At 55.6% G+C, this 25690-nt stretch carries 22 protein-coding genes; 6 read left to right on the top strand and 16 right to left on the bottom strand.

The genetic code is table 11. The features are described from left to right. The first annotated feature begins 12 nt into the window (after positions 1–12). The 3 genes from HB631_RS11690 to HB631_RS11680 are packed head-to-tail and all read left to right on the top strand — an operon-like array spanning position 13 to position 5455. Entirely contained in the window at positions 13–3957 is a 3945-nt protein-coding gene (locus tag HB631_RS11690; protein ID WP_213991329.1) for a cellulose biosynthesis protein BcsC, read from the top strand. Positions 3958–3959: 2 nt separating this feature from the next. Next, on the top strand, positions 3960–4439 hold the full coding sequence (gene bcsD, locus HB631_RS11685) for a cellulose biosynthesis protein BcsD (protein ID WP_213991328.1): 480 nt from the start codon (positions 3960–3962) through the stop codon (positions 4437–4439). Between the two features lie 14 nt (positions 4440–4453). Next, positions 4454–5455, top strand: coding sequence for a glycosyl hydrolase family 8 (locus tag HB631_RS11680; RefSeq protein WP_213991327.1), 1002 nt, complete (start codon positions 4454–4456; stop codon positions 5453–5455). A 185-nt stretch (positions 5456–5640) separates the two neighbouring features. Here HB631_RS11680 and dppF read toward each other — a convergent pair whose 3' ends face one another. The 5 genes from dppF to dppA form a co-directional block, all read right to left on the bottom strand. Beyond that, positions 5641–6651 (bottom strand): dipeptide ABC transporter ATP-binding subunit DppF, encoded by a 1011-nt coding sequence (dppF, locus tag HB631_RS11675; RefSeq protein WP_213991326.1) that lies wholly within the window; start codon positions 6649–6651, stop codon positions 5641–5643. Further along, complete coding sequence (dppD, locus tag HB631_RS11670) at positions 6648–7628, bottom strand: dipeptide ABC transporter ATP-binding protein (RefSeq protein WP_213991325.1); 981 nt, start codon at positions 7626–7628, stop codon at positions 6648–6650. Before dppD ends, dppF begins: the two co-directional genes overlap by 4 nt. A gap of 10 nt (positions 7629–7638) precedes the next feature. Beyond that, the gene (dppC, locus tag HB631_RS11665) at positions 7639–8541 is read right to left on the bottom strand and encodes a dipeptide ABC transporter permease DppC (RefSeq protein ID WP_213991324.1); all 903 of its coding nucleotides are present in this window, start codon (positions 8539–8541) and stop codon (positions 7639–7641) included. Positions 8542–8552: 11 nt separating this feature from the next. Then, the gene (dppB, locus tag HB631_RS11660) at positions 8553–9572 is read right to left on the bottom strand and encodes a dipeptide ABC transporter permease DppB (protein ID WP_213991323.1); all 1020 of its coding nucleotides are present in this window, start codon (positions 9570–9572) and stop codon (positions 8553–8555) included. Between the two features lie 196 nt (positions 9573–9768). Further along, entirely contained in the window at positions 9769–11376 is a 1608-nt protein-coding gene (gene dppA / locus HB631_RS11655; protein ID WP_213991461.1) for a dipeptide ABC transporter periplasmic-binding protein DppA, read from the bottom strand. An 840-nt stretch (positions 11377–12216) separates the two neighbouring features. On the opposite strand from dppA, the gene HB631_RS11650 reads away from it, so the two are divergent. Further along, positions 12217–12930: a glutamine amidotransferase gene (locus HB631_RS11650; RefSeq protein ID WP_213991322.1), complete on the top strand. Its 714-nt coding sequence runs from the start codon at positions 12217–12219 to the stop codon at positions 12928–12930. Positions 12931–13446: 516 nt separating this feature from the next. Here the strand turns inward: HB631_RS11650 and HB631_RS11645 are convergent. From HB631_RS11645 to nifH, 10 genes are all read right to left on the bottom strand, one after another. Next, entirely contained in the window at positions 13447–14616 is a 1170-nt protein-coding gene (locus tag HB631_RS11645; protein WP_213991321.1) for a sigma 54-interacting transcriptional regulator, read from the bottom strand. 1 nt (position 14617) lies between these two features. Further along, positions 14618–16237 carry a sigma 54-interacting transcriptional regulator gene (locus tag HB631_RS11640; RefSeq protein ID WP_213991320.1) on the bottom strand — a complete coding sequence of 540 codons (1620 nt, stop codon included), beginning with the start codon at positions 16235–16237 and terminating at the stop codon, positions 14618–14620. 112 nt (positions 16238–16349) lie between these two features. Further along, positions 16350–16544, bottom strand: a complete 195-nt coding sequence (locus HB631_RS11635; RefSeq protein ID WP_213991319.1) for a hypothetical protein — start codon at positions 16542–16544, stop codon at positions 16350–16352. Next, positions 16544–17161: a Fe-only nitrogenase accessory protein AnfO gene (gene anfO, locus HB631_RS11630; RefSeq protein ID WP_213991318.1), complete on the bottom strand. Its 618-nt coding sequence runs from the start codon at positions 17159–17161 to the stop codon at positions 16544–16546. The genes HB631_RS11635 and anfO overlap by 1 nt, the downstream gene beginning before the upstream one ends. 12 nt (positions 17162–17173) lie before the next feature. Further along, entirely contained in the window at positions 17174–17680 is a 507-nt protein-coding gene (locus HB631_RS11625) for a pyridoxamine 5'-phosphate oxidase family protein (protein WP_255556941.1), read from the bottom strand. Between the two features lie 11 nt (positions 17681–17691). Further along, a complete protein-coding gene (locus HB631_RS11620) occupies positions 17692–18111 on the bottom strand; it encodes a hypothetical protein (protein WP_213991317.1) in 420 nt (139 codons plus the stop codon). A 108-nt stretch (positions 18112–18219) separates the two neighbouring features. Further along, entirely contained in the window at positions 18220–19608 is a 1389-nt protein-coding gene (gene anfK, locus HB631_RS11615; RefSeq protein ID WP_213991316.1) for a Fe-only nitrogenase subunit beta, read from the bottom strand. A gap of 15 nt (positions 19609–19623) precedes the next feature. Then, a complete protein-coding gene (anfG, locus tag HB631_RS11610) occupies positions 19624–19974 on the bottom strand; it encodes a Fe-only nitrogenase subunit delta (protein ID WP_213991315.1) in 351 nt (116 codons plus the stop codon). Between the two features lie 13 nt (positions 19975–19987). After that, positions 19988–21553 (bottom strand): nitrogenase iron-iron protein, alpha chain, encoded by a 1566-nt coding sequence (gene anfD, locus HB631_RS11605; protein WP_213991314.1) that lies wholly within the window; start codon positions 21551–21553, stop codon positions 19988–19990. A 79-nt stretch (positions 21554–21632) separates the two neighbouring features. Beyond that, positions 21633–22460 (bottom strand): nitrogenase iron protein, encoded by an 828-nt coding sequence (nifH, locus tag HB631_RS11600; protein ID WP_213991459.1) that lies wholly within the window; start codon positions 22458–22460, stop codon positions 21633–21635. 709 nt (positions 22461–23169) lie between these two features. Here nifH and modD point away from each other — a divergent pair. After that, positions 23170–24018, top strand: coding sequence for a ModD protein (modD, locus tag HB631_RS11595; protein WP_213991313.1), 849 nt, complete (start codon positions 23170–23172; stop codon positions 24016–24018). 59 nt (positions 24019–24077) lie between these two features. Here the strand turns inward: modD and HB631_RS11590 are convergent, their stop codons facing one another. Then, positions 24078–24506 carry a TOBE domain-containing protein gene (locus HB631_RS11590; RefSeq protein ID WP_213991312.1) on the bottom strand — a complete coding sequence of 143 codons (429 nt, stop codon included), beginning with the start codon at positions 24504–24506 and terminating at the stop codon, positions 24078–24080. 261 nt (positions 24507–24767) lie between these two features. Here HB631_RS11590 and HB631_RS11585 point away from each other — a divergent pair, with 261 nt between their 5' ends. Next, positions 24768–25676: an extracellular solute-binding protein gene (locus HB631_RS11585; RefSeq protein WP_255556956.1), complete on the top strand. Its 909-nt coding sequence runs from the start codon at positions 24768–24770 to the stop codon at positions 25674–25676. Positions 25677–25690: the final 14 nt, after the last annotated feature.

Here is a 25690-nt window from a genome sequence, read left to right as displayed (position 1 = left end):
GGGTAAGAGAAGATGAAACAGGACATAAAAAAAGAATTCAGAACGCTGTGCCTGGCGGGCCTGGCGGGCCTGTCGTTCTTTTCCGCCACAGCCACGGCGGCCCAAAACAGCCCTGCCATCAATGCCCTGCTGCAACAGGCGGCCTATTGGCATGATAAAGCCCATAACGAGCTGGCGGATGAATCACTGCAAAAAATCCTGGCGGTGGACAGCAACAACGCCGACGCGCTTTACCTGCTGGCGCTGTATGCCCAAAGCGGCGGCCAACGGGCCCAGGCCCAGCAATGGCGGCAAAGGCTGGCGGCGGTTTCCCCCAACGATCCCCGCTTGCAAAATCTTGACAACGCCAAGGTCCTGCAGGCCATTTCACCCACTCAGCTGGCTAATGCCCGTCAATTGGCGGCCCAGGGCAATACCGCCCGGGCGATAGAGAGTTATCGCACGCTATTTCAAGGAAACAAACCCTTGGACAGTCTGGCGGTGGAGTATTACGAAACGCTGTCCGGCGTACCGGCTTCACGGCCGGAAGCCATCGCCGGTTTGCGGGACCGTTTGAGCCAGCAACCCACCGACAATGCCGCCAAGGTAGCCCTGGGCCGCATCCTGACCTACGACGAAAGCAGCCGCCGGGAGGGGATCGGCCTGTTGATGCCCCTGGCGGCCGGCAACAAAGAAGCGGACAGCGCGCTGCGCCAGGCGCTGATCTGGTTGGCGCCGAAACCGGAAGACAAAGCCGTCTATGATAGTTATATACAGCGCCACCCCGATGACAGCGGCGTGCTCACGCATTTCCAGCAAAGCGTCGGCGGGGCGGAAAAGGGACAGGGATACACCGCCCTTAACAGCGGCGATCTCGCCGCGGCGCGCAGCCGGTTTGAAGCGGTGCTGACCACCAACCCCAATGACGGCGACGCGCTGGCGGGATTGGGTTACATCGCCATGCGCGGCGGCGATTTCGCCGCGGCGGAAAACTATCTGAACCAGGCGGTAAAACAGGGCGGTCCCAACAGCGCGCAGTGGGCATCCTTGGCCAAAGATGCCCATTTCTACGGCACCCTGAGCAAGGCCAAGGGTGCGGTGACCTCCGGCGATCTCAACTCGGCCCTGGCCCTCAGTGAACCGCTGGCACAGGCGGAAGGCGACAAAGGCGTCTCGGCGGAATTATTTCGCGCCGACGTGCAGCGCCGGAAAAACGACCTGCCGGGGGCGGAACAAACCTATCGCGGCGTCATCGCTAAAGATAACCAGAATACCGATGCCAAGCTGGGACTGTATTACACGTTGCAGCAGGAGCATAAAGGCGCCGAAGCGCAGCAGTTATTGCAAACCATCCCGGCGGACAAGCGTCCGAAAGTTTATGCGGGAATCAACGTGGATCCGTTGCGGCAGCAGGCCGCTCAGGCGCTGCAGGCAGGGGATCCGCAGCGGGCGCTGAACTTATTACAGCAGGCGTTGCAAAAACAGCCCTCCAATATCTGGGTCCGGCTGGATATGGCGCGCATTCTGCAACGGCAGGGGGACAGCGCCCAGGCACAGTCACTGATGGCCGCCGCAGTCCGGCCGGGCGCTCCGGCGGATAACCTGTATGCCGCCGCCCTGTTCGCCAGTGAAACCAAGCGTTGGTCCGTCGCGTCGCAACTGCTGGCTTCCATACCGGCGAACCGCCGCAACCGGGCGATGCGCGACCTGGCCGCCAGCGTCAGCTTCAATGAACAAATGAGCAGCGCCGAGGCCTATATGCAGCAGGGCAATCCCACCGCGGCGTTGAACACGCTGCATGCCCTGGCGCAAACGCCGCCGTCCGCCCCTTCAGACGTGGGCAACCTGGCGCAGGATTTGATGAAACTGGGGGACAGCGCCACAGCGGTTTCCCTGGTGCGCAACAATATGCGGGCCGGGGTCAACGGCAATCTCGGCGACTATGCCGCGCAGGTCAGCGTGCTGACCCAGGCGGGCCTGAACAACGAAGCGGACGCCCTCCTGAACAACCCGAAGATTGTCGCCGGCAGCACCCCGGCCGAACTGAGCCGCATCCGTCAGGGCTCGGTCATCCAGCAGGCGGACGATTTGCGCGAACGCGGCCAATATGCCGCCGCCTATGACAAGCTCATCGCGGCGATGCAAGCTGACCCGCAAAATGTCGATTTAATGCTGGCCATGGCGCGCCTGTATCAATCCGGCAAAATGAATGAACAGGCGAGCCGGGTATATGACTACGTGCTGGTTCGGGACCCCAATAATCAAGACGCCCGTTACGGCGCCGCCAATGCCGCGCTGGCGACGGGCGATATCGGACGCGCCAAACGGCTGGTGGGCGGCATGCAGGGGCCGCGCACCGTCGATCGCATGATACTTGAGGCCCGCATCGCCGAAGCCTCCGGGGATCACCAGCAGGCCCTCGCCCTGCTGCGCTCGGCCAAAGGACAGGTTATCGGCATGAGCGCTTCCGGCGCCGGCGGCGCGCCGGTGGTAGGCGGGCTGGAAACCGCCGACAATCCCTTTATCAATAAGAGCACCGCCGGCGCGACGCCGCGTACCGCCTCCGCCTCCGCCTACGGCACGATATTGCCCTGGCAGCGCCCCGACACCGCGACGCCGCTGCCTTTGACCGGCGCGGCGCAGACCTTGGCCAAAGTGGAAACGCCGCAAGACCGCTCGCTGAAACAAATCAATCAAATGCTCGATGAGGAGCAGGACGCAACCTCCACCTGGGTGGAAGGAGATGTGGGTATCCGCAGCCGCGACGGCGAAAGCGGGCTTAGCAACCTGACTGAAATCAAGGCGCCCTTGATGATATCCGGCGTGCCGTTCGATAGCTCCCGCCTCAAGCTCACCGTGACGCCGGTTTCATTAGACGCCGGCGCCGCTTCCGGCACCTCCAGCAACCGTTTCGGTACCGGCGCACTGCAACAGGCAAGAATGGTTGAGGCCGCCACCGCCGCTGCCGCTACCGCCGCCGCGGCGAACAGCACCACGTCCACTACCACTACATCCACCACTACCAATGCCGACGGAACCCAGAGCAGCACCACCACCACCACCGCCTCCACCACCGATAGCACCACCACGGTCAATCCGGACGATTATGTCGCCGACGCTCCCGGTTCACAAAAAGCCACCGGCGCGGAAGTGAACCTGGCGTTAAGCGGAGACAGCTATCAGGCGGATATCGGCTCCACCCCGCTGGGACAAGATTTAAGCACGCTGGTGGGCGGGATCCAATGGTCCCCCAACCTGACCAATTTCAGCAAGTTGACGATCACCGCCGAACGGCGGCCGGTCACCGACAGTCTGCTCGCCTACGTCGGGACCCGGGATAAAATCAGCGGCGATAAATGGGGGCAGGTGACCAAGAACGGCGGCTACATCCAGTATTCTTACGACGACGGCGACGCCGGACTCTATGCCGGCGTGGGCGGTTACAGCTATGTGGGAAATAACGTTCCCCGCAATACCGGCATCACCTCCTCCGCCGGCTTCTATATGCGTCCTTATCGCGACGATAACAGCGAGCTGCGGCCCGGCATTAACATCACCTTTATGGATTACGACAAAAACCTGAGCTATTACAGTTACGGCCAGGGGGGGTATTTCAGTCCGCAAAATTATATCAGCGTCTCGCTGCCGGTGAATTACAGTCAAAAGTATGACGACTGGGATTTGAACCTGGGCGGTTCGGTGGGCTATCAATCCTATACCCAGGATAAGACCGCTTATTTCCCCGGCAATTCTACCCTGCAATCCGAACTGGAAGCCCTGGTGGCGGCGGGTTACGGTACGACGGCCTACTATGACGCCCAGAGCAAAAACGGCGTGAGTTATAACGTTCATGCCAACGGCAGCTATAAAATCAATCCTAATATGACGGTGGGCGGACAGGTAGGCTACGATACCTTCGGCGATTACTCCGAAAGCACCGCCTTGTTGTATTTCAAATATTTATTGGGTGGTAATTAAGAATGCAGGAAATGCTTAACGCTTCGCCGGAACTTGGCTATTATCGTCGGCAGCAGTATAAGTCCGGCTGGCAGGATATGCTGGATATCATGATTTCCGGCATCGCCGAGAACGCCGGCGATGAAGACCGGCGCCAATTTCTCAACCTGATGGGCAGTCGACTTGCCCAGCGTTTCCCCATGGCGCAGGCGCAAACCGTCGGCGACCTTGAGGACCAGCTTAACCGCCTGTGGGCCGGCTTTCACTGGGGTTATGTGCGGCTGCAGCCGACGGAGTCCTCGCTGACGTTGATGCATTATGCCTTCCCTCCGGCCGCCGCCGGCGCGGATGCGTCGCAGTGGATAGCCGGATTGGCGGCAATATTGGAAGGCGCCTACGCCGAATGGCTGGTGGCGCAAGGGGGTCAGTCACATGTCGCGCTGCGCTGGCAACAAGACGGCACCGAAGGCGTGATGACGTTCAGTTACCGTAACGGCTTATAAGGGACAGTCGGTTTATGAAATTCGCTCGTCATTTCGCTCTGCTGGTGGGTTTGGTATTGGCGTTGATATCCGGTTCCAGCCAGGGGGAAAACCTGGGCTGGCATAACTACAAAAGCCGCTTCCTGCTGCCGGAAGGCCGGATTATCGACACCGGCAACCACAATATCAGCCACAGCGAAGGGCAGGGGTACGCCATGCTGCTCTCGGTGTTCAATAACGACCGCGCCACCTTTGATCAGTTGCTGAAATGGAGCGACGCCCATCTTTATCGCAAAGATATCGGCCTCTATTCCTGGCGTTATGATCCCGCCGGCACCCCGCCGGTGGCGGATATCAATACCGCGTCCGACGGCGATACCCTTATCGCCTGGGCACTGCTGCTGGCGGGCCAAAAATGGCAGCAACCGGCCTATACCGCCGCCTCCGTCAAGCTTCAGGGGGCGCTTATCAAACACAACGTGATCCAATACGCCGGTTATACCGTCCTGCTGCCGGGAACCTCGGGTTTTAACCAAACCAGCGCGATAACGCTGAATCCGTCCTACTTTATCTTCCCGGCCTGGCAGGCTTTTTATCAACAGAGCCATCTTGAAACCTGGAATGATTTAGCCGCCGACGGCTTGAAGCTGCTGGCACAGATGCGTTTCGGCAATCCGCAGTTGCCTACCGATTGGGTCACCTTAAGGGCGGATAAGACTCTTTCACCGGCGGATAACAAGCCTGCCCGCTTCAGCTTCGACGCCGTTCGCATCCCCCTCTACATCAATTGGGCGCAGCCCAAGAGCCTGGCCCTGGGTCCCTATGTGGGCTACTGGCGCCAATTTGACCGGCTGAGCACTCCGGCCTGGGTGGATGTGCTCACCGGGCAGAAAGCCAATTACATGCTGCCGCCGGGCATGCTGGCCATCCGGGACGCCATTATGGGCAATCAGGCCCAGGTCACCGATACTATCCTGCCGCAAGAGGATTATTATTCCGCCAGTCTGCATCTGCTGACCTACTGGTCCCTTAGGTAACGACCGAGGCAGCCAGCGTCCCACTGCCGGCCTATGAGGCCGGCTTAGGTCAAGCCTGAGGCGTTCAGAACAACAAAATATTAATCACCAACATCCCGATATCATGGTATGGCAATGCGCACCAAAAAAAAAGCGGGCTGAGACCCGGTCTCTGCCCGCTTTATCATCTATTTATGGCCGTTCACTCAGCGAATACCCTGCGCCTCATCCTGATCAACGGCGAAACAGGCCACCAGCTGATCGCCGTATTTCTTCAATTGCGGTTGCAACTCGGTACAGGTACCGAAGCGGCGGCGGCAGCGTGCGCTGAAGGCGCATCCCGGCGGCGGGTTTAACGGGCTGGGCAGCTCGCCGGTCAGTTTGATGCGCTCACGGCGCAAATCGGGATTCAGTCGCGGGGTGGCCGAGAGCAGCGCCTGAGTATAGGGATGGCGTGGATTGTCGAAAATCGCCGCCTTGCTGCCCTTCTCCACGCAGCGTCCCAGGTACATCACCATCACTTCATCGGCAATATGCTCCACCACCGACAGGTCGTGGGAGATAAACACATAGGACAGCCCCATCTCCTGCTGCAGGTCCATCATCAGGTTCAACACCTGGGCGCGAACCGACACGTCCAGAGCGGAAACCGGTTCATCGGCAATCACCACATCCGGGTCCAGCATCAAACCGCGGGCAATGGCGATACGCTGACGCTGGCCGCCGGAAAACATATGCGGATAACGCTCGTAATACTCCGTGCGCAGCCCCACCTTCGCCATCATCGCCAAGGCTTTTTCGCGGCGCTCCGCCCGGTTCAGGGAGGTATTGATCACCAAAGGCTCTTCCAGAATCTGTCCCACCTTCTTACGTGGATTCAGCGAACCGTAAGGGTTTTGGAACACGATCTGGATTTTCTGCCGCCGCAAATGTTCCGCGGTCTGATCCGGTTTCAGCAAATCCTGCCCAAGATAGTGCAGTTCTCCGCCGGTGGGCATTTCAATCATGGTCAGCAGCCGGCCCAGGGTGGATTTGCCGCAGCCGGACTCTCCCACCACCGCCAGGGTTTTACCCCGTTCCAGGGTAAAAGAGATCCCGTCCAGGGCTTTCACCAAGGTCTCCTTGGCGAACATTCCCTTTTTCACCGGATAGTATTTCTTCAGATCAACGGCGTGTAACAGCGCCGTCGATGCGGGATCATAAATAGGTTCGCTCATCGGGTGGGTCTCCCCGCGTCATCCAGCGGATAGTGGCATTTCGACTGACGATCCGGCAGCGTCATCAACTCCGGCTCTACCTGGCGACATTTCTCGTCGGCATAGGGGCAACGAGGATTCAGCAGGCATCCGGCGGGGCGATCGTATTTACCCGGCACCATGCCGGGCAACGAGGCCAGCCGCGATTTATCGGCGGCGAATTCCGGCAGGGCGCGCAGCAGCGCCTGGGTATAGGGATGGCGCGGCGCGCGGAAGATTTCCGTGGCCTTGCCGGTTTCCACCACCTGCCCGGCGTACATCACGATAATATGATGGGCAGCTTCCGCCACCAGGGCCAGATCGTGGGTGATCAACACCAGGGCCATATTTTCCCGTTGCTGCAAATCCAGCAACAGTTCAATGATCTGCGCCTGGATGGTCACATCCAGCGCGGTGGTGGGCTCATCGGCGATCAATAACTTCGGCCGGCAGGCAATAGCCATGGCGATCATCACCCGCTGGCTCATACCGCCGGACAGCTGGTGCGGGTAGACATCCAGACGCGAAGCCGGGGCGGGAATACCCACCAGGGTCAACAGATCAATCGCCCGCTGGCGCCGGGTCTTGCGGCTGCCGCCCTGATGCACCTTGATGGCTTCCATAATCTGGAAACCCACGGTGTAACAGGGATTCAGGCTGGTCATCGGGTCTTGGAAAATCATCGCAATATCGGCGCCGATCAACTGTCGGCGCTCGCTATTGGAGATCTTTTGCAAATCCCGTCCGTTGAAGACCAGGTTTTCCGCCATCACCCGGCCGGGAAAATCTATCAGGCCCATAATGGCCAGCGAACTCACCGACTTACCGGAGCCGGATTCGCCCACGATACCCACTACCTGGCCTTGTTCCACCTGGTAGCTGATACGATCGACGGCGCGAAACGGTGTCCCTTCATCACCGAAATGCACCGACAGTTTATCTATGGTTAATAACGCCATTGCTTCCTCGTTACTGCTTGAGTTTGGGGTCGAGCGCATCACGCAGCCCGTCGCCCATCAAATTAAAGGCTAAAACGGTGAGCAGAATAATGACTCCGGGGAAAGTCACTACCCACCAGGCAGTTTGCGCAAACTGCAACACGTCGGCGAGCATGGTGCCCCACTCCGGTGTGGGCGGCTGCGCGCCCATGCCCAGAAAGCCCAGCGCCGCCATATCAAGGATGGCATTGGAGAAACCCAGCGAAGCCTGCACGATTAACGGCGCCAGGCAGTTGGGAAGAATATTGATGAACATCTGCCGCATGGGGCTCGCGCCGGCAACGCCGGAGGCGGTCACGTAATCGCGGTTAACTTCCCCCAGCACCGCCGCACGGGTTAACCGGATATAATGGGGCAGAGCCACGAACGTCAGCGCCAGCGAGGCGTTGACGATTGAGGGGCCGAATATCGCCACCAGCACCAGGGCCAGCAGCAGGCTGGGCAGCGCCAGCATAATATCCACCGCCCGCATGATGATAACGTCCACCAATCCGCCGATATAACCGGACAGCAGACCGAATATCACGCCGAAGATCAACGACAGCGCCACCACCAGGCAACCCACCAGCAGTGAAAGACGGGCGCCGTACATCAGTCGGGTCATGATGTCGCGGCCGACGTCATCGGTACCCAGTATGAATTGCCAGCTGCCGCCCTCCATCCATACCGGCGGACGCAGCAGTGCTTCCCGGAACTGCTCCGCCGGGCCGTGGGGCGCAATCACCCCGGCGCCGATGGCAATCACGAACATCAGCACGATGTAAGCCAAGCCGATAACCGCGCCTTTATTGCGGCGGAAATAGTGCCAGAACTCCTGTAGCGGGGTCATGGGCTTGGGTGCGCCGGTAATTACCGGCTCAGTAACTTCAGTCATTTTCCATTCCCCTATTTCTTGTGGCGAATACGCGGGTTAATCACGCCGTAAAGCACATCCACCAGCAGGTTCACCACAATAATCAGGATCGCTACCAATAACACACCGCCCTGTACCACCGGATAATCCCGGCGCTGCAAAGCTTCAATCAGCCAACGCCCCAAACCAGGCCAGGAAAAGATGGTCTCGGTGAGGATAGCGCCCGCCAGCAGGGTACCCACCTGCAAGCCGATTACCGTGACCACCGGCAACAAGGCGTTGCGCAGCGCGTGGACGATAATGACCCGCATACGGCTCAATCCTTTGGCGCGGGCGGTACGGATATAATCTTCGCTCAGCACTTCCAGCATCGCCGAACGGGTCATGCGGACGATCACCGCCAGGGGAATGGTGCCGAGCACGACCGCCGGTAAAATCATATGCTTCAGGGCGTCGATAAAATCGCCCGGCTGTCCCCAGATCAGGGTATCAATCAGCATAAAACCGGTGAGCGGCAGCGAATCGTCGAGGAACACCGTATCCCCGACCCGCCCCGAGACCGGGGTGAGATTCCAGTGCACCGACACCAGCATGATAAGCATCATACCCCACCAGAAGATCGGCATCGAATAGCCGGCCAGGGAGATGCTGACCGCGGTATGATCAAACAGCGAGCCGCGTTTTACCGCCGCCAGCACGCCGGCCGGGATACCCAGCACCATGGCGAAAATCATTGCGCAAACACCCAGCTCTAAGGTTGCCTTGAAGCGCGGCACGAATTCCTGCCAGACGGGTATGCGGCTTTTAAGGGATATACCCAAATCACCGTGCAGAATGCCGATGACATAATGGACGTATTGCTGATAGAGCGGTTTGTCGAGGCCTAATTGCGCCATCATTTGCGCATGCTGCGCCGGAGACATGCCCCGTTCGCCGGCCATGATCAAGACCGGATCGCCCGGGATCAGATGGACAAATGCAAACGTCAGCAAGGTAATACCAATAAACGTCGGGATCACAAGTCCCAAACGTCGGAGTATGAACTGCAACATATTCCGAACTCTCTGTTTCTGTATATAGTTTACCCGGGCGCTTGTGGCGACCGGGTTATCAAAGCTCACATCTTCAGGATTCCCCCCCGTGGCCTCGCTGGCGCGATACCTTCCCCTGTGTGGCACAGAGGACATTCCCGCCCCCTCGCATGAACGGAGGGGGCTCCCTATAGGGTTATGGGGGGTTAATTGACCTTTACTCTAAAGATACGTTCTCGAAATGATGTTTACCTAACGGATCAACCACGTACCCTTTGACTTCTTTACGCACCGGTTCATACACCGTTGAGTGGGCAATGATTAACGCAGGGACCTGATCATGCATCACTACCTGAGCCTGCTTGTACAGCGCGATACGTTTTGCCTGATCGGAAGTGGCGCGCGCCGGCTGGATCACGTCTTCAAAAGGCTTGTAGCACCATCTTGAATAGTTGGAGCCGTCTTTGGCCGCATCGCAGCTGAACAGCGTGGCGAAGAAGTTATCCGGATCCCCATTGTCGCCGGTCCAGCCCATCATCACGGTCTGATGCTCGCCGGCTTTGGCGCGTTTAAGATACTCGCCCCATTCGTAGCTGACAATCTTGGCTTTCACGCCGATTTTCGCCCAGTCGGCCTGAATCAGTTCCGCCATGCGACGAGCATTCGGGTTGTAGGGACGTTGTACCGGCATCGCCCACAAATCGATGGAGAAACCATCGGGGAAACCGGCCTCTTTCAACAGCGCTTTAGCCTTGACCGGATCGTAAGGATAATCCTGCACCGCGTCGTTATAACCCCACATGGTCGGCGGGATCAGGTTTTTAGCCGCTTGACCGGCGCCCTGGTATACCGCGTCGATGATGGCGGATTTATTGACCGCCATGGTCAGCGCCTGGCGAACCTTCAGGTTGTCCAGCGGTTTCTTTTGCACGTTAAACGACAAATAACCGACGTTCAGACCCGGCTGGGACAGCAGGGTGATATCTTTATCCTGCTTCATGCGGGCGATATCGGCCGGATTCGGGTACGGCATAACCTGGCATTCGTTTTTCTGCAGTTTGGCATAACGTACCGAAGCGTCAGGAGTAATGGAGAAGACCAGACGATCGATTTTCGGTTTGGTGCCCCAATAGTTTTCAAACGCTTTATACAGAATGCGTGAATCTTTCTGGTATTGCAGCAGTTGGAACGGACCGGTACCGATGGGGTTCAGGTCGATTTTTTCCGGCGTGCCCGCTTTCATCATCTGATCCGCGTACTGAGCGGACATGATGGAAGCGAAGTCCATGCCCATATCGGCCAGGAAAGGCGCCTCTGCACGGGTCAGATTAAAGCGGACGGTATAATCGTCGACTTTTTCCACGCTGCTGATCAAATCACCCATGCCCATGCCGTCAAAGTATTCATAGCTACCGCCTGACACTTTATGGTAGGGAGCATTGGTATCTTTCATGCGCGTAAAGGAGAACACCACGTCATCGGCGTTGAGATCGCGGGTCGGTTTGAAATCCTTGCTATCTTGCCACTTAACGCCGTGACGCAAATGGAAAGTATAGGTTTTGCCATCGGCGCTGATATCCCATTTTTCCGCCAGGCTCGGAATCACTTCCGTAGTGCCCAGTTTAAAATCCACCAGTCGGTTGTAGATTGGAACGGAACTGGCGTCAAAGCTGGTACCAGAGGTAAATAGCTGCGGATTAAACCCTTCAGGGGAACCCTCTGAGCAATACACCAGGGTTTTTGCCTGAACGCTGGCAGCCACAGCTAAAGCAGCCAGGCTAATGCCGACCTTCAGTATCCCTGATTTGGTCAAGGAAATTGTCATCATTATGCTCCATTACGTGATGTGATGTTGTGTGTTGTATACGGCCAGACGCTGTTTTTTTTAGGCTGCGGTCTGTGCTGTGCGCCTTGCGGCAATCGAACGAAAGAAGGGAAAGAATATACCGGACTGTCCGATGAAAAGCGTCGACCGACCCGTCGAATGCAACACACATTCAAACAATCCTTTGCCCCCCTGACTTCCGAGGCTCCCAATTTGGCAACAGTTTGCCATGACGTCAATATAACCAATAGGGATTTACACATTTTGCGGGTCGAGCCAAACGAACATAAACGACAGGCTTTTGCTCATTAAACCAGCACGATCATTTGGATAATAGTTAATTAACTGAAGTATTGCACTTGATTAATGGAAATTCCTGGTCATAGATTCTAATTAAAAACTAAAAAACTTTCTTTCCGAATGGCTAATATATGAACGGTTGTTTCAAGAATGTGGGTTAAAAGCAGGTTAAAATGCTGTCATCAATTAGGTTAATTAGCGGATCCTCAACTCTGCCGCTCTCATTGCCATACTATCCGCCTACTATATTAAAACAATATGACTATCCATAAGAATAACAGAGGACCGCCGGCGACCGAACGCCATAGAAACGCTATATTCACCTGAAATATGCCCTGCGCCAAGGGGGCTTTATCTGATATTTTATTGCGGTTCCCTTACGCCTTTACCGCGGCTATAGATCGGCGGCCCAAGAATTTTTTTAAGCAATTGGCACTGACAAGATCAATTAAATAAAAGATTTTTATTTCGCGAAGGATTTAAACTGATAAAAGTATTTATTCCCATTGTCATTAATAACTCTTTTACCGGAAGAATATAATGCGTAATGCGTTGGCCATTTACCATGTCTCTTTTGAGGACCTGGGATCCCTTGCGGGGATATTAACCCGGAACGGGTTTAACATCACCATGGCCGACGCCTGTACGCTGGAGTGGTCCCAGGTGGATTCCCTGGCATACGACCTGGTGATCGTTCTGGGGGGTCCTATCGGGGTGTATGAACAGGAGGCCTATCCGTTTTTGGTGCCGGAAATCGAGCTGATACGCGCCCGGCTGGCGCAGCGGCGACCGACGCTCGGGATTTGCCTGGGAGGGCAGCTCATGGCGGCGGCGGCGGGGGCAAAGGTCTATCCCGGCACCGCGGGTAAGGAAATTGGCTGGGGGCCGTTGCATGCCGGCGGGGACGCTTCACGGCTGCAGGCGTTGTCCGCGCTGCTGGACCGGCAGGTGAAGGTGTTGCATTGGCATGGGGATACCTTTGATCTGCCGGCCGGGGCATTGCATTTAGCCGGCTCGGATAGGTATGCCAATCAGGCCTTTGCCTTGGGTGACTATGCGTTGGGATTTCAATGCCACCTGGAGGTGACCGCGGCGGGTCTGGAATCGTGGTATGTCGGCCACGCCGCCGAACTGTCCGGCGCCGGGCTGAGCGTGCCGCAGCTGCGGGAGCAGAGCCGCCGCTACGCGCCATTGCTGGCGCAGGCGGCGGGGCAGTTTTGGCAGGCTTGGCTGGATGGGGTCTTTGCTAAATAATTGCGCGCGGGGCGCGCTGAAACCCGGCCTTGGCATGGGGGCCCTTTAACACGTTCGGTTCAGATTCGGTGAACGCGGGCTTACCGCGCTGTGGGGCGCTCTGTCGGGCAGAAAAACCATGCCCGATTCGACCCCATCAGCACGGTTTCCCTTTAACACTTTCGTGGCACGGTCGGTGGTGGCGGGCCTAGCGTACCATGCGGCGCTCCGCGGGCGGAAAAACCACGCCCGCTTCGGCCACATTGGCGCGCTCTCCCTTTAACACGCGCCCCCTCTGACATGCTCGTTGCGGTGTTGGGTGATAGCGGACCTGGCCTGCATAGGGGCACTGGTAAACGTACTCGGAGTTTATGAGGCGGGGCAGGATGCTAGGAGAGTAAACCGTCCGCGCCAGGACGGCGCGGATCGAGCCTCCATGGATGGATTCACGGCGTGTTTACGATCTAGCATCCTGCTCCGACCGGGCACGGTTCAAAGTGCAGTGCTCGCGGACACGGTTTTAGCCCGACGCAGTCGCTAGAATTTCTTCACCTCTATTTGCAGTTTCTTAAGGGCGTAATAGAGCTGTCGCGGCGTGATGTTCAGCAAACGGGCCGCTTTGGCTTTGACGCCGCCGCTTTTCTCCAGCGCGCTGATTAATCGGTAACGGGTGTCATCTTCGTCCACAAATGCGATGCCGTGAGCCGGGGCCGATAAAGTGCCTTGGTCCACGGGGGATACGGGCCGCCAAGCCGCCGCCGGGGCAAATACGCCGTCGTTACCTTCACGGGCCGCCGGTACATCTTCCTGGCGGCTGATTTTCTGGTTCAGCCGCTGCCTGAAACACCGTCCCGCCAGGCAGGGCAACTGCCGGATGACATCGCCCCCGGCGAGCAGGGCGGCATGTTCCAGGCAATTCTCCAGATCCCGTACATTACCGGGCCAATGACATAAATACAGAGGCGCCAATGCCGCCTCGGTGATGGATAGCCGCAGGCCGTTTACCCGGTTGTAGCGTTCAAAAAAATAGGCCGCCAGGGCGGGGATGTCTTCTTTTCTTTCCCGCAGCGGCGGCAGGTTAACGGTGGCGATATGGATGCGGTAATAGAGCTCCGGCAAAAACTCCCCCTGTACCATCATCCCCTCCAGGTTCTTTTCCGAGGCGCAGATAATCCGCACGTCGCTTGGCAAGGTTTCGGTGCTGCCCAAGGGGCGATAGAGCTGTTCCTGGATCATCCGCAGCAGCCGTTTTTGCAGCGCCAGGGAAAAATGACCGATCTCGCTGATAAACAGTGTGCCGCCCGCCGCCAGGGAGATATCGCCGGGGTAGCGACCGGCGCTCGGGGAATAACCGGCGTCGCAACCGAACAGCTCCAGCAGGGTCTCTTCATTATTAAGGTAATCGCAGCAGACTTTGATAAAAGGTCCCCCGCGGTTCGGCGACAAATTATGTATCGCCCGGGCAATCACGTCCTTGCCGGTGCCCGGCTCGCCGCGCAGCAGCACCGCCGAGCGGGTCGGCGCTATCCGCGCGATGATCGCCATGATATTTTTCATGGCCGGGGAGCGGGCAATGATGTGGTCCACCTCGTGCCTGGAGTGGGGCTTGCGGGACCGTCCGCCGGTCGGCCCGCCCGAAGCGGGATTGAATCGCGGGACGGATATTCGGTCCTGTTCGGTTTTACCGAGATCTGTCTCTGTGCTCATTTTAGTCTCCGCACCGGTAATCTTTATAATTGAGCCGGTACTTTGCCATGCGCAGGCCGAGCATGCGCCTGGTCAGGCCCAATTGCGCCGCCGCTTTGGACATATTCCCCTGATGCCGAGACAGGGACTCGACGATAATCTCGTATTCCATCAAGGATAATCGCGCCTCCAGTCCCGTCTGGCTGCCAAGTTCGCCCAGCACGGCGGGCTGCAGGCCGTTTGGCAGATTGTAACTGTGAATCACTCCGCCTTCCGCCAACAGTACCGCCCTCTCCATCAGGTTTTCCAATTCCCGCACATTGCCCGGCCAATCGTAGCTCAGGAGCAAATTCAGGGCCGGCGTGGCGATGGTGGGAACGTCCACCTGCTGTTCTTTGGCAAAATAGGCGTTGAAATGCTCGGCGAGCAGCAAAATATCGTTACCCCGTTCCCGCAGCGGCGGGATGGTAATCGGGAAAACATTCAGCCGATAAAACAGATCCTCGCGGAAGGTCCCTTTTTCCACCATTTCAGTCAGATCGCAATGGGTGGCCGCCAGAATCCGTACATTAACCTTGATGGATTCATTGCTGCCGAGCCGTTCGAAACAGCGCTCCTGTATTACCCGCAACAGTTTTGCCTGTACCGCCGGAGAGAGCTCCCCGACTTCATCCAGGAACAGGGTGCCGCCATGAGCCTCTTCGAACCGGCCGGCACGGCGCGCCACCGCGCCGGTGAACGCGCCTTTTTCATGGCCGAACAGCTCGCTTTCAATAACGCTTTCCGGCAGCGAGGCGCAGTTGAATTTGATAAAAGGCCCGTGGGCACAGCTGCTGTTGTAGTGAATGGCGCTGGCCACCCGCTCTTTGCCCACGCCGCTTTCACCCAGGATCAGCACCGTGGTGCGGGCATGGCTGACCTTATCAATCATCAGGTAAACGGACTGCATGGCTTTGGAATTGCCGATAATGTTCGAGGGCTTGAATTTTTCTTTTAATTCACTGTTCAGCCGGGCGTTTTGCGCTTGCAACACCTGCTTGTGAGCCCGCTCCAGCAGATGCAGCTCTACCGCCTGGGCGATGGTGGTGGCGATAATCCCCAGCACTTCCAAATCGAGGTGCAGCAGTTGCCGGTTATTGTATAAACGCTCTACCCCGATGGTGCCCATGACTTTCATACCGCGCATGATGGGCACGCAGATAAAGGAGAGACGGCCATCCTGGTTTCTATCCCAACTGCCGGTACGATTGAGAAATAAAGGCTCGTCGGCGATGATCGGCACGATAATCGGCTGTCTGGTTTCCACGACTTTGCCGGTAATGCCTTCGCCGGGGTAATAAACGCCTTTTTCGCTCTCCTCAGGCGACAGCCCGAAGCTTTCATGGATAAAAATCTGATCGCAGCTGGCATCGTACAGGGAAATCATCGCGCGGGTGACCTGGAGGTGTTTTTGCATCAATTCCAGGACCAGCTTCAATGTCTTGGATAACGATCCCTCGCGGCTGACCACTTTGCTCACTTCCGACAGCAGGGGCAGCAGTTCGGAACGGCACTCCCCCAAGTGGCAGGAAAAGGATAACGACTCCGTCAATAAAGAGTGGGTGGCGACGGGGTTTGTCAGCGGGTTAACGACTTCATTCATGACCCTTTCCTCAGCAGTGTCAGCCGGAAAATTACTGGCTTGAGCAGAGGATGTTGCAAGATGGACGCCAAAACTCGCTATGTTGTAAAATATATAACGATATGATTTGAAATCATATTGCCGCCGGAGGCGTTACGCCGTTGGCGGCATTTTGTACCATAAACGACAATCCTTCGGCGGCATTGTCCGTTTTAGCACGGCGGACGGCCGTCCGGCGCCAGAAAACCTCACAGGCCCGATGGCTGGCGTCCCTTGCTGAGCCGGACATCGCTGGACTGATGGAAGCCATGGCGGAACCGGTTGTCATCAGGCCCGGCTGATCACGGCATAACAGCGGCCGTCCGGCTTTTTCTCCGACGCCAGGGTCAACTCCAGCGCCGGCAGCTCCCTGTCGAACCATTTGGGCAAATGATCGCAAACGATCTCGAGTTTGGTAAAATCCAACCGGCGCAAAAAAGGCTGTATAACCTGTTTGGAGGTTAATGCGCTATCGCTCTTCAAGGCGTCGATAAGATTGAGCCGATATTCCCCCGCCGCGTTGCCGGGTTCGATAAACGTGGCGGCGGACGCCGCCTGCGCGGCCTGCTCCTGACGCGCTTTGTCCTCGACGATATGCTGTATCTGCGGTAAAAAACCCACCGGGTCCCCGGCCAGCTTCCACATCACAATGCCCATACCGTCAAAATAGGACAACATCGCACCGTTAATGGCGCGGGCGACAAAATGACGGCACCCATCCAGGCCGGCGAGCATGGCCAGGATATGGGTCCGGATTTCCGCCAGCCCCATTTCTTCGCTCAAACCAAACGGGATTTCCCGCACCGGCTGCCAGCCTGACGGCGAAGATTCGTACACCCGAATCGTACCCTGTTGATACAAAGACGCCGTATTGCCTTCGGTATCGACAAATACCGCTATTTTCATTTTGTCCTCCGGCTAAAAACCGTGTTTTTTACCTTTCATGGACACAACATCAATGCGCAATACCAGAGTGGAACGCACATTGGCCTGCGGAAAGCTCCAGGCTTTATCGCTGAACCGGGCGACAATCCGGTTAAGGGCGGCGATCTTTTCCTGATCGTCTTCAATAAAAACCGCGTTACCCAGGCCAATCACCGTGCGATGTTTTGCCTCAAAATTACAGATAATCTCGTCTTCCACTACGCCTTGCTCGATGGAAATGGCAAAGCAGATCGCATTGTTTCTTTTTAAAATATCTATTTTGCTGCCGGATCGGGCCGAGTGAAAATATAAAGACACTCCGTCCCAGGCGTAAAATACCGGCACCATAAAAGGGATGTTGTTATCCGCCAGGGAGATATACATCACCTTGGAGGCATTCAGGATTTCATTGATTTCCGCCGGATCGGTTATCTCCCTATCATCCCGGCGCATCTCGCCATGAGGGTGCCCATGGGGCGCAACGCCTGTCATAGACTGCATAATATCCTCGTTTATTCAGAAGGGATTTTATTTACCGCCAAGGCGTCCAGCATCACCGACAACGCCTGGCAAATCTCGACAATCCCTGCGGCATCCGTCTCGGTGGGCGTGCCGTGATGATAATTATCAAGGGAACAGATACCGAAAATTTCGTCCAGCGCCCGGATTTTTAGGCTTAATTCCGCCGGGAAGTTAATCACCTCTTCCGCGGTATCCATCAGGCTGGAATAGTTATGATTAAACGCCATACTGCCGTAATAGGCGCATAAGGCGATAAGGTAGCATTCAACCGCTATGGACCCCACGTTGAATATCAGCCCTGGCGATTGCGCCTGTTCGAAAAACAGCACCGCGCGGCGGTGATAGCCCCGGGCATCCGTGGAAAGGCGGGTAAACTTTTTCTGTTCGGTTTCGAAAATCAATTTGGACATCGGGTTTATCCTCGGGAGGTGTTACCGGACACCGATTCGCCATCCGGTAATAAGCCAATGGACGCAACGCCCCAGGTGCCGCCGGATTGCGGCATCATGGGCAACGCCTTACCAAACGTTCAACAACCATTCCTTGTTTTTCTTATATTCCATATCGGTAAACAGCGCGTTGGCGATTTGTTCCGCCAGCCAGATGGCGCCGGCGTAACCCACCACCGGATGACGGTAGGATCCTGCCCGATCGTAGGTGGGGAAACCCACCCGCACCATGGGGATCTGGTTGTCAATGGCGGTGAAACGTCCCTTGGAATGTCCGAGGATAAGATCAAGTTTCAGGCCGTCCTGGGTGATGCGCTTTTCCAGATCCCAGAGATCCGCGTTGGTCACGATTTCCATATCGAAATCGACTTTTTCCTGAAGCGCCGTAATGCGGGGATCGGTATCGTAATGGGCGTTATCATCCCCCAGCAGAACCAATACCGGCTTCATTTCCAGATCCAGGCAGAACTCCGCCAGGCCTATCACCAAATCCGGATTGCCGTAAATCGCAACGCGTTTATCGGCCAGGAACATATGCACCAGATCCGTCAGGGCGTCGATGGCGATGCCGCGTTCCCGTACCAGCGATTCCGGGATCGGTTTGCCGGTAAGTTTTTTCAGGTTCTGCAAGAAGGTATCCGTATTACGGATGCCGATGGGCGTGGGTCCGATAATCGTCGGAATATCGAATTCCTCCGCCAGCCAATCGGCGGCCTTACGGCCTTCATAGCGATTAAGGGCGATGGTTCCCAGCGCGTTGGCCGTTCCCCTCAAATCCTCAATGGTGGTATTGCCGTGGGAAACGGTATTCCCGCTGGGCATGACCGGCGAATCGAAATCTTCAATTTCAAACAGCACGGTGGCGTCAATCTGCATTTCCGACAGCAGATGTTTCAGCGCCGTGACGTCCCCGGGATTCACCCAGCCGGTAACCACATTCAGCTTGCCGTTGGGTTCGGTTTTCTTGGCAAAGTATTTCACAAAATCCCGCACCGCCACGTCGTAACCGCTCACCATGCTGCCGACGAAGCTCGGCGTGTGGATGGGGATCAGATAAACTTCACGGCCGGGGAATTTTTCCTGCAACAATTCCTCGTTCAGCTTCCTTACCACCCCATCCACATCATCGCCGATCACCTCAGTGGAGCAGGTGGTGATAATGGGAATGACCTTGACATGGGGATAACGCATCAACAATACATCGACTGCCTGCTCAACGCGATCCAGGGCGCCGAATACCGCGCCGTCTTCATGCACCGAGGAGGAAGCGATTTCGAAACTCTCTTTCAAATGCTGGGAAATCAGCAGGCGCACAAACATTACGCATCCCTGGCCGCCATGAACGATACCGATACAATCCTTGATACCGATGCTGACATACTGCGCTCCCGCCGGTTGACAGGTGAATATCGGGTTGATCACACCGGCACGGTCTTTGGCTTTTAATTCACACGACATGATATTGCCCTCTATCTAGTAACGCTGATCGGTGAGTTCTTTGTTCAACGATCCGGTAATCGTCAGGTAGTTCAGCCGCTCATGCAGTGCCGCGATGAGTTGCTTGATGTCCGCCTTTGACATGGCGGCCAACCAGGAAAAATGTGTCTTATAGGCATCAACCAGCACCACGGCATCCGCCCAGTAGCACCGTGCGGCCGGGGTACTCAACTCCACCGGTTCGTCGCACAGCAACTGTTCGGCGATGGATAAAATGCCCTCGTTCTGCTTTTCCCGATCCCAGGCGCGGGAGTGGAACTGCCAGAGGCAATTTTTCATGATGTAATCCACCAGCGGTTCAATCTGGTTTTCAAGCGTGCTTGCCATGGTGTTGTCCTCTTTATTCCTCGGTGTTCGCAGTCTGTCTGGCGAAAGTGGGATAAACACGTTCACGTAATTTCGTAACGCTGTCGAACCCGCCGGTATATTGACGCAAGGTAGTGGATGAACTGACCTCTTCACTCACCACGGAGCTGGAGAGCATCTTTTGGGTCACAAAGCCATTGTCGGTGGGGATCTCGTCTTTGCTGATATCCAGCAGGGCGAGTTGATGAATCGGCGAATAAATGGCGTTGTAGATATCCCGGGCAAATCGCACCCAACCTTCATAACCTTTATAAGGCCCGTTGTGGTAGGCATGGGCATTGAGGTAAGGCACCCGGATTTTCTTGGCCACTTCGCCAGGCCGTTTACCGGTAAAGATCACATCCGGCTTAAGCTGGTACATGGCTTCCAGGGTTTCCAGTTCGTTGGGATCGTCAATGGCCATCGCGCCGGATTCACAGCGGGCAATACCCTTTTCCATATCCCCTTGGTGACCGAATTTGGTATATACCGACACCACTTCGACGCCCATTTCCTCATGGATAACGTGCGCCCAGTGCCACAGCTTGGAGCCGCCGGGCCATAAGCAGACTTTTTTGCCTTTCAGGCGGGCCAGGTACCAATCCAATTCCGGCTTCCAACGTGCGGTTTCTTCATCGATAATGGCCTGGGCGCGATCTTCGATACCGAAAAACAGCCCGATTTTACGCAGGGAATCCGACAGCGGTCCAAAACCGAAACCGTCGATATCCAAACGCGGGATGCCGTACCGTACCCGTAATTCGTTGCAGATATATTCCGCCGAGCGGGCGCACTCCAGCACATTCAGATGTGCGCCTTGCATGGAGCGCAAATCATCATAGGAGCCATTGCCGGTAAAGGTAGACAGCACCTGGATACCCATGCGCTTGAAATAGTCCACCATCACTTCCTGATCGCCCTGGATGTTGTATTCACCCACATAGTTAATTACATGATCGCTGGTGATCTTCGGTTCAACGGTACCGACTTTCTGGTTGATCCAGGCGATATTGATCTTATGGTGCCCGCCGGACTGGCTCGGGCCGGCGAAACCCGGGGAGTTGCAGACAAAAATGTCCACATCCGGCATTTCATCCATTACATCTTGGGCCACCGCGGCGATATCGTCGCCGATCAGCGCCGATGCGCAGGTTTGGTAAATCGTCATACGCTTGATGGTGGGCTGGGATTTAAACGCTTCCAGGATATTCTGCTTCAGCACCTTTTCGGCGCCGAACACGATATGTTTTTCTTTCATATCGGTGGCAAAGGTATATTTAAGCTGGAAGTTATCGTTATCGCTGATATAGCGTTTGGTCTGCCAGGTATCGTAAGTACAGCCTACCGGCCCGTGACTGATATGGATAACATCCTTCATCGGGGTGCCAATCACATGCTTGGCACCGCAATAGGCGCAGCCGCGTTCGGAAAGTGTTCCCGGGATGGTGTTCAGATAGCCCAACGGGAGCACCGACGATAAATCTTCTTCAGCCCCTTTCACGACAGCATGCAGCTTCCGCTCAGGAATACATTTGCTAACGTCAAACTCATGATGTGGCATAATTCAATCCCCGATTTTATCGGTAATACACTAAGCAGCCAGCGTTATCCTGGCCCTTAACTTTAAGGCAAGGTCAGAATTAATCCGCCAAACCGTATTTAACCACCATGGCTTCCAAAGCATCCATCGTCATAGGCTTGGGAATGACAAAGTTTTTATTTTCAATAATCTTACGACCAAGTTCACTGTATTCATGGGCCTGAGCAGATTCAGGGTCAAATTCAGTAACGGTCTTTTTATTGAACTCGGCTTTTTGCACAATATTGTCACGGGGTACAAAATGAATCATTTGTGTACCGATGGCCGCGGTGAATTCTTCAACGAATTCTCTTTCACCATCAACCTTACGACTGTTGCAAATAATGCCGCCGAGGCGAACACCGCTCTGCTTGGCATATTTAACCAAACCTTTGCAGATATTATTCGCAGCGTAAATTGCCATCATTTCGCCGGAAGCGACTATATACACTTCCTGGGCTTTACCTTCGCGGATTGGCATGGCGAAACCGCCGCAAACCACGTCGCCCAATACATCGAAGAAAATGAAATCAAGATCTTCGGAATAGGCTTTGTTGTTTTCCATCAGATCGATAGCGGTGATGACGCCGCGTCCCGCGCAGCCTACACCCGGTTCCGGACCACCGGACTCAACGCAGCTGATGCCGAATACGCCGGTTTTCACCACCATCTCATTGGTGATTTTTTCCGCCCCTTGATCCCGCAACACATCCATCAATGTTTCCTGATGCATGCCGCCGAGAATAAGACGGGTTGAGTCAGCCTTCGGATCACAACCATGGATAAAAATCTTTTGGTGATGAAAGTGGGCTAATGCGGCCGCGGTGTTTTGCGTGGTGGTAGATTTACCGATACCACCCTTACCATAAATTGCCAGTTTGCGAGTCACAATGAATAACTCCTCTGATGAATAAAAACTGCTGATGATATTGCTTGCCATATGAATAGAGCAAACCCCGTGCCAATAACCCGTCATGAAGTTTTAAATCTACATTAAAACACCGTCTATTTTCATAAAAAAGACTTTAACGTCTGTATTAACAGGGTTTATTTGTTATTGTTATTCTTGCGGCAATGACAGCCACTAAACGCTAAACTGTAACCTCATTGGGGGATTTTCGGTATTTCGTACATCCAGGTACTTTTTTTCGAAGAAAAGTTCTCTGATGTTTATTTAATAAAAAAACTCATTTCCGGACAAAATACATTCGGGTACGTATATCCCCCACAATGTACATTAATGTACCGATGCGGCGAAGAGAGCGTCTATACCCGTCATACTTCAATTTGCAGGTGCGTTGGCTTTCCTCGCTCACCCCAGTCACTTACCTGAGTAAGCTCCTGGGGATGAATGAACCTCTTCCCTGAGGTTCACCCTGCGGGCCAGCGCAAGCGCTGTTCAAATCTGTTCCAGACAGATTTGTCGCTGCGTTGCCGCCTTCCTGCAACTCGAATTATTTAGGGTATATGCCTACTCTTCGTATGCCCGCTCTCGGTAAAAAAACCGCCACCGTTATTTTTCACGGTAAAAGGCATTATGATGGTTCGGTTCATTTTACCCCGGGCCGTTCCCGGAGCATAACCACTGAGGGCAGGTGATGATTTATCTTTCGGATCAGGAATTGGATGCGTTGCTGCTGGAGGATGTGCGCTACGGCGATATCACCACCCGCGCCCTGGGTATCGGCTCCCGGCCGGGTTTAATGACCTTCAGCCGTCGCCAGCCGGGTAAAATCAGCGGCCTGGAAGCCGCCGCCCGTCTTTTGCAACGGCTGGCGCTGGATGTGGGCCTGAGGGCAATCGACGGCCGGCAGGCGTCGGCGGGAGAAATCGTGTTAACCGCCGCCGGACCGGCCGAACGGCTGCATCAAGGCTGGAAAGTGGCGCAGAATATTATTGAATGGTGCAGCGGCGTGGCGCAGGCCACCCATGACATGGTAAGCATCGCCCGATCCATCAACCCGCATATGCAAATAGCCTGTACCCGAAAAAATATTCCCGGCACCAAGACCCTGGCATTGAGCGCGGTACTGGACGGCGGCGCCACCCTGCACCGGATCGGCACGGCGGACAGCCTGTTGCTGTTTGCCAACCATCGCCATTTCTGTAGCGACCCGGCGGATTGGGCAGCGCACATCGCCACTTTACGCGGCGCCGCCCCCGATCGGCTGATTGCGGTTGAAGCGGATAATGAACTAGAGGCCGAAGCGGCCATGCACGCCGCGCCGGATCTGATCCAGCTGGATAAATTTACCCCCGCCTCGGTACAAAAAATGCTGGCCCTCTGCGCCGTCCACGCCCCCCATTGCCGGCTGGCCGCGGCCGGCGGCATCAACGGGAACAATATTGCCGACTACGCCCGCACCGGCATCACGTTGGCGGTTACCTCAACGCCCTATTACGCCAAACCGGCGGATATAGAAGTTGTCTTGTCCCCCGCCGGTTGACGGAATATACCGCCGGCCACGCGCGGACGGAAAATCCCGCCGCATCGGCGCGGAAGTTTTCAGGCGCGGGTGGCGATAACGATACTGGAGGCTTTGACCAGCGCGGTTACCGCCTCCCCTTCCTTGAGCTTCATTCCGTTGACGCTTTCGTTGGTTATCACTGAAACCAGGGACATGGTGGGATCGATCTCCACCGTTACTTCACTGTTAACCGCCCCTTTGACGACAGACTTCACCCTGCCGGCGAATTGATTACGCGCCGAGAAACGCAGGCCGGTATCGGCGGCGGTAAGGATCACCCAGGGCGCTTTGATAAAAGCGATGGCCTCACCGCCCTGCTTTAAATCCAGGTATTGCACGCTGCTGTGGGTAATGGTGGCGATCAGCGCCTTGCCGTTGGGCAGGGTAATTTCAATTTCATCATTAACCGCACCGGCTGTGATGACGGATACTGTTCCCGTAAGCTGATTTCTGGCTGATGTAATCATTTAGTACCTCTGTTCGGTATAGAAAGCTCACGACATTTCACCGAGGGCGGTCTCACCCCGCGGCGGCAAATAAATAATTTCGCTTTATTGCGCTCCGTTCCTCTTGATTACTCTCTACCCTATCCTCTCATATAATTCAGAAGCGTCATTAATAATTTGACAGTTTTTTTAGCTTGCTTTTTAAATAAAGCAGCCGATATTGTTATATAATTTTATATATAACGGTAACCAAAAATGATAAAGAAAAAATATTTGCCGGCCATGGTGCTGTGCGCGCTGGGTACTATATCCAGCCTGTCCGTAGAGGCGGCGCAGGATATCCGGGTCACCTATGCCGGTTCAATGGGCGTGGTGATGGATAAATTTCTCGGCCCGACCTTTGCCAATAATGAGCATGCCGTTTATCAAGGACAGGGACAGGGCGCGTATGGCATGGCGCACTTGCTGGAATCCAAGAAAGTCGTGGCGGATGTCTTTGTTTCCATCACCCCCGGACCCATGGATATCCTCAAGCAGGCTGGATTGGTTGATGAAGCCGTGCCGGTTGCCAGTACCAGCATGGTGATAACCTATAATCCCAAAAGCAAATTCGCCCCCGCCTTTGAAGCCATTAAAAACGCCAAACCGGGCGCCGCGCCCTGGTGGAAAGTTTTGGAATCCCCGGGGTTGAAATTCGGCCGTACGGATCCTATCAATGACCCGCAGGGACAAAATATTATCTTCACCATGCTGCTGGCGGAAAAATATTATCAACAGCCCGGGTTAACCCACAAGGTATTGGGCGATATTCAAAATCCGCAGCAGGTATTTGCCGAAGGCGGTTTGCTGACCCGTATGGAAGCCGGGCAAGTGGATGCGGCTTCAGGGTATGAGAGTGCGACCCTATCGTCAAAACTGCCCTATATCACCTTGCCCGATCAAATCAATCTCAGCAACCCCGCCATGGCCAAGGACTGGTATAACAAAGTGAGCTTCAAGGTGACTGATTCCAAGGGGCAGGAAAAGACCCTGCAAACCCAGCCGCTGGTATTTTATGCCGCCGTGCTGAAGAACGCACCCGACGCCGCCCTTGGACGCAAGTTTATCGCTTTTCTGCAAAGCCCGGCCGGTCAGGCGGAGCTTAAGAAAAACGGTTACGGCCAGCCGAAGGGCGGGGTGCTTTATCAATAAGCGCACAACGGCCT

It is taken from the genome of Sodalis sp. dw_96 (assembly GCF_018449575.1).
Taxonomy (GTDB): Bacteria; Pseudomonadota; Gammaproteobacteria; order Enterobacterales; family Enterobacteriaceae; genus Acerihabitans.
Note: the sequence above shows the minus strand (reverse complement) of the source record. Positions and strands in the feature narration are given on the sequence as shown.

Bases quoted from the DNA above. Each gene is read 5' to 3' on its own strand.
- anfO (WP_213991318.1), bottom strand. From the start codon at position 17,161: ATGAAAATAGCGGTATTTGTCGATACCGAAGGCAATACGGCGTCTTTG.
- HB631_RS11620 (WP_213991317.1), bottom strand. From the start codon at position 18,111: ATGTCCAAATTGATTTTCGAAACCGAACAGAAAAAGTTTACCCGCCTT.
- dppF (WP_213991326.1), bottom strand. From the start codon at position 6,651: ATGAGCGAACCTATTTATGATCCCGCATCGACGGCGCTGTTACACGCC.
- dppD (WP_213991325.1), bottom strand. From the start codon at position 7,628: ATGGCGTTATTAACCATAGATAAACTGTCGGTGCATTTCGGTGATGAA.
- dppC (WP_213991324.1), bottom strand. From the start codon at position 8,541: ATGACTGAAGTTACTGAGCCGGTAATTACCGGCGCACCCAAGCCCATG.
- anfD (WP_213991314.1), bottom strand. From the start codon at position 21,553: ATGCCACATCATGAGTTTGACGTTAGCAAATGTATTCCTGAGCGGAAG.
- dppB (WP_213991323.1), bottom strand. From the start codon at position 9,572: ATGTTGCAGTTCATACTCCGACGTTTGGGACTTGTGATCCCGACGTTT.
- HB631_RS11645 (WP_213991321.1), bottom strand. From the start codon at position 14,616: ATGAGCACAGAGACAGATCTCGGTAAAACCGAACAGGACCGAATATCC.
- bcsD (WP_213991328.1), top strand. From the start codon at position 3,960: ATGCAGGAAATGCTTAACGCTTCGCCGGAACTTGGCTATTATCGTCGG.
- HB631_RS11690 (WP_213991329.1), top strand. From the start codon at position 13: ATGAAACAGGACATAAAAAAAGAATTCAGAACGCTGTGCCTGGCGGGC.
- HB631_RS11680 (WP_213991327.1), top strand. From the start codon at position 4,454: ATGAAATTCGCTCGTCATTTCGCTCTGCTGGTGGGTTTGGTATTGGCG.
- anfG (WP_213991315.1), bottom strand. From the start codon at position 19,974: ATGGCAAGCACGCTTGAAAACCAGATTGAACCGCTGGTGGATTACATC.
- modD (WP_213991313.1), top strand. From the start codon at position 23,170: ATGATTTATCTTTCGGATCAGGAATTGGATGCGTTGCTGCTGGAGGAT.
- HB631_RS11585 (WP_255556956.1), top strand. From the start codon at position 24,768: ATGGTGCTGTGCGCGCTGGGTACTATATCCAGCCTGTCCGTAGAGGCG.
- HB631_RS11625 (WP_255556941.1), bottom strand. From the start codon at position 17,680: ATGCAGTCTATGACAGGCGTTGCGCCCCATGGGCACCCTCATGGCGAG.
- HB631_RS11635 (WP_213991319.1), bottom strand. From the start codon at position 16,544: ATGACAACCGGTTCCGCCATGGCTTCCATCAGTCCAGCGATGTCCGGC.
- HB631_RS11590 (WP_213991312.1), bottom strand. From the start codon at position 24,506: ATGATTACATCAGCCAGAAATCAGCTTACGGGAACAGTATCCGTCATC.
- HB631_RS11650 (WP_213991322.1), top strand. From the start codon at position 12,217: ATGCGTAATGCGTTGGCCATTTACCATGTCTCTTTTGAGGACCTGGGA.
- HB631_RS11640 (WP_213991320.1), bottom strand. From the start codon at position 16,237: ATGAATGAAGTCGTTAACCCGCTGACAAACCCCGTCGCCACCCACTCT.
- anfK (WP_213991316.1), bottom strand. From the start codon at position 19,608: ATGTCGTGTGAATTAAAAGCCAAAGACCGTGCCGGTGTGATCAACCCG.
- dppA (WP_213991461.1), bottom strand. From the start codon at position 11,376: ATGACAATTTCCTTGACCAAATCAGGGATACTGAAGGTCGGCATTAGC.